A 9,910-nucleotide genomic window follows, 5' to 3' on the forward strand; every position below is an offset into this window, starting at 1 on the left:
AGGAGGACCACCGGTGGCGAAAGCGACTCTCTGGCCTGATACTGACACTGAGACGCGAAAGCTAGGGGAGCAAACAGGATTAGATACCCTGGTAGTCCCAGCCGTAAACGATGAGTGCTATGTGTGAGGGGTATCGACCCCCCTCGTGCAGCAGCTAACGCATTAAGCACTCCGCCTGGGGAGTACGACCGCAAGGTTGAAACTCAAAGGAATTGACGGGGGCCCGCACAAGCGGTGGAGCATGTGGTTCAATTCGACGCTACGCGAAGAACCTTACCAGGGCTTGACATGTGCGGAACCCTGATGAAAGTCGGGGGTGCCCGGGCAACCGGGAGCCGCAACACAGGTGGTGCATGGCTGTCGTCAGCTCGTGTTGTGAGATGTTGGGTTAAGTCCCGCAACGAGCGCAACCCTTACTGCATGTTGCCAGGTCGCGGGTAACCGCGGCGGCACTCTTGCGGAACTGCCCCGGTAACGGGGAGGAAGGTGGGGACGACGTCAAGTCAGCATGCCCCTTACGTCCTGGGCTACACACATGCTACAATGGGCGGCACAGAGGGTTGCGAAGCCGCGAGGTGGAGCCAATCCCACAAAGCCGTCCTCAGTTGGGATCGAAGTCTGCAACTCGACTTCGTGAACGTGGAATCGCTAGTAACCGCAGGTCAGCAACACTGCGGTGAATACGTTCCCGGGCCTTGTACACACCGCCCGTCAAGCGATGAGAGTCGGTTGCACCCGAAGTCACTGGCCCAATGCGCAAGCAAGGGAGGTGCCGAAGGTGCGGTCGGCGATTGGCGCTAAGTCGTAACAAGGTAGCCGTACCGGAAGGTGCGGCTGGATCACCTCCTTTCTAAGGAGAAATCAGGTTCTAGATGCTCCAATGCGAGCCTCTGGATTCTGACCTCCCAGGTCGATGCCGATCGATTGCGATCGGCGTATCACCGGCTCACACCGAAGCTCGCCATCGCCTCGTGCGACGGCGGGTATGCGCTGTTCAGTTCTCAGGGTGCGCGGCGCCCGCAGCGGGCAGGCGCGACGCCTGCCCCACCATTGGTTGCGAGGCACGGCTTGGCGAAAAAGCGAACCACCATTTGCCTCCCGGCAGACCCATAGCAGCTTGACACATCGAGGGCATGGCCGCGGCGGGGCCGTCCCCGCCGCGTTTCTGTTTGCGGCGGCGGACACGCTGTGATTGACTGGGGATGGTGGTGCGTATATAATAGTGGACGGTCCGCACGAAGTGCGGGCATGAGAGTGGACGCCCCGAGCGGGCGGGCAGGACTTTGGCAATTGAATAGAGGTGAAGGACGAAGAGGTATAAGGCACGTAGCCGAGCGCGCGTGAAGTGGCAGGAGCAAGTGTCCTGCCGAGAGATCGGCGTAAGCTTCCGGCTCATGGCGCGAGAGAGCAGACGAGCGCGGTGAGATCGGGGGTGAGCAAGCTACTAAGGGCGCGCGGTGGATGCCTAGGTGGAAGCAGCCGAAGAAGGGCGTGGCAAGCTGCGAAAAGCTCCGGGGAGCCGCAAGCAGGCAGTGATCCGGAGGTACCCGAATGGGGCAACCCGATCCCGGTGATGCGGGATCATCCCGGGCCCAATTGATAAGCCTGGGAAGGTAAGCGGGGGAACTGAAACATCTCAGTACCCCGAGGAGCGGAAAGCAAGCGCGACTCCCCGAGTAGCGGCGAGCGAAAAGGGACGAGCCCAAACCGTCGTCACGTGACAGCCCGCGGGCGTTGTGGCGGCGGGGTCGCGGGGGTATGCTGGGCGGGGCTGCGGACCCGCCGGGGAGTAAGAAAACCCGTGCATGAGCCGAATGCGCCTGGAACGGCGAGCCACAGCGGGTGACAGCCCTGTAGGCGAACGGCGCGGGACTCCCTGAGCGTGCAACCCAAGTACCACGGGACACGAGAAATCCTGTGGGAATCCGGGAGGACCATCTCCTAAGGCTAAGTACTGCTTCCGACCGATAGCGGACTAGTACCGTGAGGGAAAGGTGAAAAGCACCCCGGGAGGGGAGTGAAAGAGAACCTGAAACCGCGTGCTTACAAGCGGTCGGAGTCCAGGCCCTGGATTGCCGCAAGGCGGTGTGGGGCGGGATGACGGCGTGCCTATTGCAGAATGAACCGGCGAGTTACTGTTGGCAGCGAGGTTAAGGCGAAGAGCCGGAGCCGCAGCGAAAGCGAGTCCGCAAGGGCGCCATAGTTGCCGGCAGTAGACCCGAAACCAGGTGAGCTACCTATGGGCAGGGTGAAGCCTCGATAGTCTCGGGGTGGAGGCCCGCACCGGTGTCGGTTGAAGACGGCTCGGATGACCTGTGGGTAGGGGTGAAATGCCAATCGAACCTGGAGATAGCTGGTTCTCCCCGAAATAGCTTTAGGGCTAGCCTTGGGTGATGCGTGGCGGAGGTAGAGCACTGAATGGGCTAGGGACGCTAACGCGTTACCGCACCCAATCAAACTCCGAATGCCGCCATGTCAAACCCGGGAGTCAGACTGCGGGGGCTAAGCTTCGTAGTCGAGAGGAGAAGAGTCCAGACCGCCGGCTAAGGTCCCCAAATCGAGCTCAGTGGGCAAGGAGGTGGGACTGCTCAAACAACCAGGAGGTTGGCTTAGAAGCAGCCATCCTTTAAACAACGAGTAACATCGGACTGGTCGAGTGGTTCTGCGCCGAGAATCCAACGGGGCTAAGCTCGATACCGAAGCCGCGGGGAGCGCCGCGAGCGATGCTTGCGGGCTCCGGTAGGGGAGCGTTGCGCAGTAGGTTGAAGCTCCGGCGCGAGCCGGGGTGGACGAGGCGCAAGTGAGAATGCCGGTATGAGTAGCGAAAATTCCGGTGAGAATCCGGGACGCCGAAAACCTAAGGTTTCTTAGGGAAGGTTCGTCCTCCTAAGTTTAGCCGGTCCTAAGCCGAGGCGAGATAGCGCAGGCGATGGACAGCCGGTTGATATTCCGGCGCCACCGATGGGCGGCAAAGACGCGAGGGGGTGACGCCGTGGAGTGAGCCAGCGCACGGAGGGATGTGTGCGTTCAAGCCCGCAGGGAGGGCGCAGGGAAATCCGCGCCAATGACTCCCGAGGGGTGATGAGGAGGAAAGGTTTCGTCCGGACTGAACTGGCGTGATCCGCGGCCGGGAAAAACCTCTAGCGAGTTCATCGGTGACCGTACCGCAAACCGACACAGGTAGGTGGGCAGAGGATGCCAAGGCGCGCGAGAGAACCCTCGTTAAGGAACTCGGCAAAATGACCCCGTAACTTTGGGAGAAGGGGTGCCTTCGGGCTTGAAGGGACGGTGCTTCGGCGCCGCTCCCGGAGGGCCTGGGGGTCGCAGTGAACAGGCCCAAGCGACTGTTTACCAAAAACACAGGTCTCTGCAAAGCCGAAAGGCGATGTATAGGGGCTGACGCCTGCCCAATGCCGGGATGTTAAGGGGAGGGGTTAGCCTGGCTTCGGCCGGGCGACGCTTCGAACCGAAGCACCGGTGAATGGCGGCTGTAACTATAACAGTCCTAAGGTAGCGAAATTCCTTGTCGGGTAAGTTCCGACCCGCACGAACGGCGTAACGACTTGGGCGCTGTCTCAACGAGGGACTCGGCGAAATTGTAGTATCGGCGAAGATGCCGGTTACCCACGACTGGACGGAAAGACCCCGTGGAGCTTTACTACAGCTTGGTATTGGAGCGTGGGATCTCCTGTAGAGGATAGGTGGGAGCCTGTGAAATCCCGACGCTAGTTGGGATGGAGGCAACCTTGGAATACCACCCTTGAGGTCTCGGGCTTCTAACCGCGGCCCCGGTGAGGGGCGGCGGGAGAGTATCAGGCGGGTAGTTTGACTGGGGCGGTCGCCTCCCAAAAGGTAACGGAGGCGTCCAAAGGTTCCCTCAGTGCGGATGGAAATCGCACGCAGAGTATAAGGGCATAAGGGAGCTTGACTGCGAGACGGACCTGTCGAGCAGGGACGAAAGTCGGGCCTAGTGATCCGGCAGTGGCGAATGGAAGCGCTGTCGCTCAACGGATAAAAGCTACCCCGGGGATAACAGGCTTATCTTCCCCAAGAGTTCACATCGACGGGAGGGTTTGGCACCTCGATGTCGGCTCGTCGCATCCTGGGGCCGGATAAGGTCCCAAGGGTTGGGCTGTTCGCCCATTAAAGCGGCACGCGAGCTGGGTTCAGAACGTCGTGAGACAGTTCGGTCCCTATCCGTCGTGGGCGTAAGAAGTTTGCGGGGAGCTGCCGCCAGTATGAGAAGACCGCGGTGGACGGACCCCTGGTGTACCAGTTGTCCCGCCCGGGGCACACGCTGGGTAGCTATGTCCGGCCGGGATAAGCGCTGAAAGCATCTAAGCGCGAAGCCCTCCCCAAGATGAGACTTCTCACCCGTAAGGGGTAAGGCCGCAGGAAGAGTACCTGCTTGATAGGCTGGGGGTGTACGGCGGGCAACCGCCTGAGCTGACCAGTACTAATCGGCCGAGGGCTTGACCCCCCGATCTCAACGCGCTTGACGCTGCGCTTGTCACACCTCTTCGTCCGTCCCGGCGGCGAGGCGTATCGCCTCCCGCCCGCGGTTGACGTCCCACCGTCACCCGTCAATTGAATTCCCGGTGACCACAGCGAGGGGGATCCACCTCTTCCCATTCCGAACAGAGCAGTTAAGCCCCTCAGCGCCGATGGTACTGCTGCCGTAAGGCGGCGGGAGAGTAGGTCGTCGCCGGGATTTTTCTTTGGTCCGGGAGATCACGGTACTGCCGATTGGAGAGCCAATGGCAGAAGAGCACGAGGAAAGGGCACCACAGTCAGGGCATCTGAAAGCTGGTAAAGTCCCGGCAGCTCTCCTGGAGCGGCTGCTGGCACGGATTCCGCGCACAGATCGTCGTGTCGTGCTGTGGCCGGCGGTGGGGGAGGATGCTGCCGCGATCGCGTTCGGCGAGAAGCTGCTGATCGCGAAAACGGATCCCATCACCTTCGCGGCCGACCTCATCGGTTGGTACGCGGTGCACGTTAATGCAAACGACATCGCGACGTGTGGCGCGATTCCCCGTTGGTTCATGGCTACCGTGCTCCTGCCGGAGGGCGCCACCGCGGACATGGCCCAGGCGATATTCGACCAGATCGTGGATGCCTGCGACGGCGCGGATATTGCAGTCGTCGGCGGGCACAGCGAGGTCACGCCTCAGGTGGCGCGACCGGTCGTCGTCGGGTGCATGTTGGGGGAGGTCGAACGCGACGGACTGGTTCGGACGGGTGGGGCACGGCCGGGGGACGCCCTGGTGCTGACGAAGGGAGTCGCGGTGGAAGGGACGGCCGTCCTCGCGCGAGAGGCGGCAGACGAGCTGCGGGCTCGCGGCGTACCCCAAGATGAGCTGCGGGCGGCCCGGCAGTTCCTGTTCTCGCCGGGCATCAGCGTGGTGCGAGAGGCCGCGATCCTGGCGGGCGGCGGTGGGGCCAGCGCCATGCACGATCCCACTGAGGGCGGGCTCGCAACCGGATTGGCCGAGATGGCGGTAGCTGGTGGTCACGGCCTACGGGTGAACGAGGATGCCATCCTCATCCTTCCGGAATGCCGCGCAATATGCGGCGCGCTCGAGCTCGACCCGCTCGGGTTGATCGCCTCGGGGTCGCTGCTCGCCGCAGTTCCCCCAGCGCGAGCCTACCGTGCCGTCGGAGAGCTCGAACAAGCGGGCATCGCGGCTGCCGTCATCGGGGAGGTTCGGCCGCGTGAGGATGGCCTCGTCATGGACTCGGCGCGGGGGGCGCGGCCGCTCCCGCAGTTCGAGCGGGACGAGTTGGCGAGGTACTTCGGCGCCGGCGATGCCTGACGCCGGGGACAGGGAGGCCGGCGGATGGGCTCGCGGGGTACAGCTGCACCGCAGATGTCGCTTCGCTCGGGTCTGACAGCGCGGGCTGGTGGAACCACTCGGCGCGATCCGGCGTCTAACCGTTATGGCGGAGGCACAGTGGTTTCCGACCTCGACTTCGACTCCCTGGCGCGATGTGACAAGGTTCTGTTATAATACCGCTCGACGCAATCATGGCGTACGGGAGGTACCCGATTAAGGTATCAGCCATCATTCCTTCCTACAACGAGGAGCGGCAGATCGGAACCGTTCTGTCCGTGGTGAGAGAAGCAGACGTACTCGACGAGATCCTGGTCGTGGATGACGGATCCACGGACAGGACCCTCGAGATGCTCCCCATAGGCAACGGCGTGCGAGCCCTTCGGCTCCCGCACAATCGCGGGAAAGGCGGCGCGATGTGGGCCGGGGCCGAGAGCACCGACGCCGACATCCTGGTATTCCTGGACGCCGACTTGGTGGGCCTCCGCCCCGAGCATCTCAGGATCATGCTGGAGCCGGTGGCGAGCGGCGAAGCGGATATGTCCGTCGGCGTCTTCCGCCACGGGCGGTACTGGACCGACCTGGCGCAGAAACTGGCGCCGTATATCTCCGGACAGCGTGCGATACGGCGGGAGATGTTCCTGAGCGTGCCTGAAGTGCGCGCGGCCCGCTCCGGGGTCGAGGTCGCGCTGACGCATTTCGCGCGAGTCAACAGTTGGCGCGTTACGTGGGTCACGCTTGCGGGAATAACGCATGTAATGAAAGAGGAGAAGATGGGGGCGCTGCGGGGGGTTCGTGCCCGCCTCGGCATGTACCGGGAGATTGCGCACTACATGTGCTGGGCGCGGTGCCGGAGCCGCGCCGGTTCTCTCATCCGATCCGTACGCCGTTTGCTTCGTGCAGAGGAGGGATAGGACGGAATCGAGCGGCCGGTGGCTGCGCCGACGCCTGCACCGGTGTCTGAACGATGAGGACGGTAGCTCACCCCGCGGCGCTGGATATATGGCTTCGTATAGACTGTTTGTCGGTTGAGGGGAGAACGGGAGGTTGTCTCACAATGGAAGGACGTAAATACAGGCTGACCATTTCCGTAGCGTGGGTAATCGCGCTCGTGGTCGTGTTCGGGGCAGTGCTCGGCATCTCGTACAGGTACCACGGGCTGGTCGGAATGGGAATGGGCAACGCGTCGGCGGCGACGCTCGAGCCACCGCCGCAACTCGAATCGCTGCAGAACGCGTTCCAGACACTGGCCGAGCACGCCAAGCCTTCGGTGGTCAACATCAGCAGTGAGCAAGACGTGAAGGTGTCGCCTCGGGACTCCCGCGAGCAGGATGAGTTGCGCGAACGACTGCGGCGCTTGTTCGGCGATGAGTTTGACTTCCCGTCCCCGATGCCGATGCCGCCGACGCAGCCGCGCAGGAGCCTGGGCTCGGGCGTCATCATTGACGCGCAGGGCTGCATCCTGACCAGCGCGCACGTGGTCCGCGACGCCGACCGGGTGACGGTGACTCTCGCCGACGGGAAGGAGCTGAGGGCGGAGATCCTCGCCAGTGATCCGCAGACGGACCTGGCGGTAATCAAGATTGATTCCGCTGAGGCCAAGGCGCCGCTCGTGCCGGCAGCGCTGGGCAATGCGGACAACGAGAAGGTCGGCTCGTGGGTCATGGCTGTGGGGAGCCCGCTGGGGCTGGAGGAAACCATGACCGTCGGTGTCATCAGCGCGAAGAACCGAACCTTCCGTAACCCCAACGTGCAGGGCAAGCCATTCCGGGAGATGATACAGACCGACGCGGTTATCAACCCGGGTAACAGCGGCGGGCCGTTGCTCAACATCCGCGGAGAAGTCATCGCCATCAACACGCTCATCGTGAGCACTACCGGCTTCAACATCGGGCTGGGGTTCGCGATTCCCATCAACCCGGCAAATCGAAGTGTCATAGAGAGCCTGAAGGTTGGCGAGACGCCGACGCGCGGCCAGTTGGGCGTTTATATCCGCCCCGTGGACGAAGCGATTGCCAAGGAATACGGCGTCGAGGCAGGCGCATACGTCAATGAGGTGATGCCCGACAGCCCCGCGGCCAAGGCCGGCATCCAGGCCGAGGATATCATCGTCCAGTACGGCAAGAAGCAGGTCGACAACGAACAGGATCTGGTCCAGGCAGTGGAGGCCACAAAGCCCGGCGCGGAGGTGGACGTGACGGTCGTGCGCAACCGAGAACGCAAGACGATCCAGGTCGCGATCGGCCAGGTTTCGGCGGCGAAGGAAGTGACCGCAGCAGCCACGACGACCGGTAAGCTTGGGGTAACGGTGAGCGAGATCACACCTCAATTGACGGAGCAATACTCGCTCAAGGCAGACCACGGCGTCGTGGTGACGAAGCTTGACCCGAATGGCGAAGGCACGCGCGCGGGCATCCAGGAGGGCGACGTGATCGTCAAGATCAACCGCGTTGGAGTCGCCTCGGTGGCGGACTACGAAACTGCTGTTGACCAGTTGAAGCCGGGCGATGCCGTCGTCATCCGCGCAACGCGCGGCGAGCGAATTGTGACCCTTACGATCAGGAGCCTGGGGCAGTAGGGCTGGGCGGATCGAGTTGAGCCGTCCTGCTCGGGATTGAATGGGACGAATGACCGAATTGCGGCCGCGCTGGTCGGTTGCGTTGGCGCGGCCGCGGTGCTCGGACATCGGTGATCGCCGGAAGGCGATGGTGGCGATTGAGGTCAGCAGGCGATAGCTTGCGCAATAGACAACGGCGGGCGCGCGCGACCAGGGCTGGATAGGGGTTTACAGGAGGGCAGGAATCTGGTATAGTTTACGCAAGTGATGCGGGGTGGAGCAGTCTGGAAGCTCGTCGGGCTCATAACCCGAAGGTCGCTGGTTCGAATCCAGCCCCCGCTACCAGACCATTCATAACAGGCTCCGGCAGCTGGTAGGTGATATCCACCTCTAGACGCTCCGGAGCCAGTTTCATTTCCTGGACCCAGTTGCGCACCACGCGCTTCCGTTCAGCCGCGTCGCCCTGCTTCAGCGCCTTGAACGTCTGCCGGCCGTAGGCCATTGCGGTCCGTATGTCGATCTGCGGCGCCTCTCCCATAGGCACGTCTTGCCCCGCCAGAGCCCGGCGTTCGGTCAAGAGCTCCTCTAGGCGCGAGTTCGCCCATGCGGCGTCAGACAGGCCATCCTCGATCGCGCGACGGATGTTTGCGATCTTCGCGTCAATCGTCTCCAGCTTCTTGGCCGCGTTGGGGTCATGCCCCGTTGTGCTCTCGCAGATCCGCCGCAGCTCCTCGTTCGCCTCGCGAAGGAAACCCTTGGGGTCTGTGACCAGCGTCGCCAGGTCCGACAGCCCCTCTATGACTTCGCCCTCAATGTGATCCTGCTGGACGTACACGCCAGGGCCGCAGCCGCACCCTCGCCGATACGGCTGGCTGCCGCAGACGTAGTATCGGCCCTTCGGCGTCTTGAACCCGATCATGTTCGCACCGCAGCGCCCGCACTGGAACAGCCCGCCGCTGAGCAGGTAAGACGATCTGCGGCTCTTGCCGTAGCCGGCATCGAACGACTTCCTGTGCCTCCGCCTCGCTGCGGCGATGGCTCGCGCTTCGTCCTCGGAGATGATGGCAGGATGAGCATTCTCAACCACAAGCCATTCGCCGACCGGCTTCACCGTGCCGTTCTTCCGATGCACGTTCCACACGGCGTGTCCGCAATACTGAAGAAGCGCCTGAGGCTCTAGCAGCGAGTTCCAGGTCGAAACGCCCCAAAACCGGCGCCGCCGCGCCGGGATACCAGTCTGGTTACAGAAGTCGCGAAGCTCATCGAGGGACGCGCCGTTCGCCGCCAAATCGACGAGGCAATGGCGCACCCACTCGTGAAGCGGCCGCCCGGCAACGACGGTGTCCTCGAGCACCCAGATGGTCTTGACGATCGGGCGGTTCTTCGTCTCCTCCCCCCGAACGAGTTGCTGCGCCCGATAGCCCCACAGGGGCTGGCCGCCGTTCTTGTAGCACCATCCCGTCTCTTCGTCCCGGGTTTGGATATTCGCCCGGCAGCCCTTCCGGGTGTGGAAGGCCACCTC

The 9,910-nt window shown here is 62.9% G+C and carries 4 protein-coding genes, 1 tRNA gene, 2 rRNA genes, 1 pseudogene and 2 other annotated features; of the genes and pseudogenes, 6 read left to right on the forward strand and 2 right to left on the reverse strand.

The window, feature by feature from the left end; genetic code table 11:
- Positions 1 to 56: 56 nt before the first annotated feature.
- Positions 57 to 172, forward strand: a sequence feature (16S ribosomal RNA rRNA prediction is too short).
- 4 nt (positions 173 to 176) lie between these two features.
- Positions 177 to 837 (forward strand) — a sequence feature (16S ribosomal RNA rRNA prediction is too short).
- Between the two features lie 597 nt (positions 838 to 1,434).
- The 6 genes from JSV65_00830 (at position 1,435) to JSV65_00855 (ending at position 8,733) form a co-directional block, all read left to right on the forward strand.
- Positions 1,435 to 4,480: ribosomal RNA gene (locus JSV65_00830) — 23S ribosomal RNA — on the forward strand.
- 114 nt (positions 4,481 to 4,594) lie between these two features.
- Positions 4,595 to 4,711, forward strand: a 5S ribosomal RNA gene (rrf, locus tag JSV65_00835).
- A gap of 46 nt (positions 4,712 to 4,757) precedes the next feature.
- Positions 4,758 to 5,813, forward strand: a complete 1,056-nt coding sequence (locus tag JSV65_00840) for an AIR synthase family protein (protein ID UCH34933.1) — start codon at positions 4,758 to 4,760, stop codon at positions 5,811 to 5,813.
- Between the two features lie 212 nt (positions 5,814 to 6,025).
- The gene (locus tag JSV65_00845; GenBank protein UCH34934.1) at positions 6,026 to 6,745 is read left to right on the forward strand and encodes a glycosyltransferase family 2 protein; all 720 of its coding nucleotides are present in this window, start codon (positions 6,026 to 6,028) and stop codon (positions 6,743 to 6,745) included.
- Positions 6,746 to 6,888: 143 nt separating this feature from the next.
- Positions 6,889 to 8,409, forward strand: a complete 1,521-nt coding sequence (locus tag JSV65_00850; protein UCH34935.1) for a trypsin-like peptidase domain-containing protein — start codon at positions 6,889 to 6,891, stop codon at positions 8,407 to 8,409.
- A 247-nt stretch (positions 8,410 to 8,656) separates the two neighbouring features.
- A tRNA-Met gene (locus JSV65_00855) sits at positions 8,657 to 8,733 on the forward strand.
- Here the strand turns inward: JSV65_00855 and JSV65_00860 are convergent.
- Together JSV65_00860 and JSV65_00865 are read right to left on the reverse strand one after the other, a co-directional pair.
- The gene (locus tag JSV65_00860; protein UCH36660.1) at positions 8,690 to 9,307 is read right to left on the reverse strand and encodes a hypothetical protein; all 618 of its coding nucleotides are present in this window, start codon (positions 9,305 to 9,307) and stop codon (positions 8,690 to 8,692) included. The genes JSV65_00855 and JSV65_00860 overlap by 44 nt on opposite strands.
- A gap of 102 nt (positions 9,308 to 9,409) precedes the next feature.
- Positions 9,410 to 9,907 (reverse strand): annotated as a pseudogene (locus JSV65_00865) (recombinase family protein).
- Between the last annotated feature and the right edge of the window lie 3 nt (positions 9,908 to 9,910).

It is taken from the genome of Armatimonadota bacterium (assembly GCA_020354555.1).
Classification (GTDB): domain Bacteria; phylum Armatimonadota; class Hebobacteria.

Excerpts from the sequence above, each read along its gene's own strand:
- JSV65_00845 (UCH34934.1), top strand. The coding sequence starts at position 6,026 with ATGGCGTACGGGAGGTACCCGATTAAGGTATCAGCCATCATTCCTTCC.
- JSV65_00840 (UCH34933.1), top strand. The coding sequence starts at position 4,758 with ATGGCAGAAGAGCACGAGGAAAGGGCACCACAGTCAGGGCATCTGAAA.
- JSV65_00860 (UCH36660.1), bottom strand. The coding sequence starts at position 9,307 with ATGATCGGGTTCAAGACGCCGAAGGGCCGATACTACGTCTGCGGCAGC.
- JSV65_00850 (UCH34935.1), top strand. The coding sequence starts at position 6,889 with ATGGAAGGACGTAAATACAGGCTGACCATTTCCGTAGCGTGGGTAATC.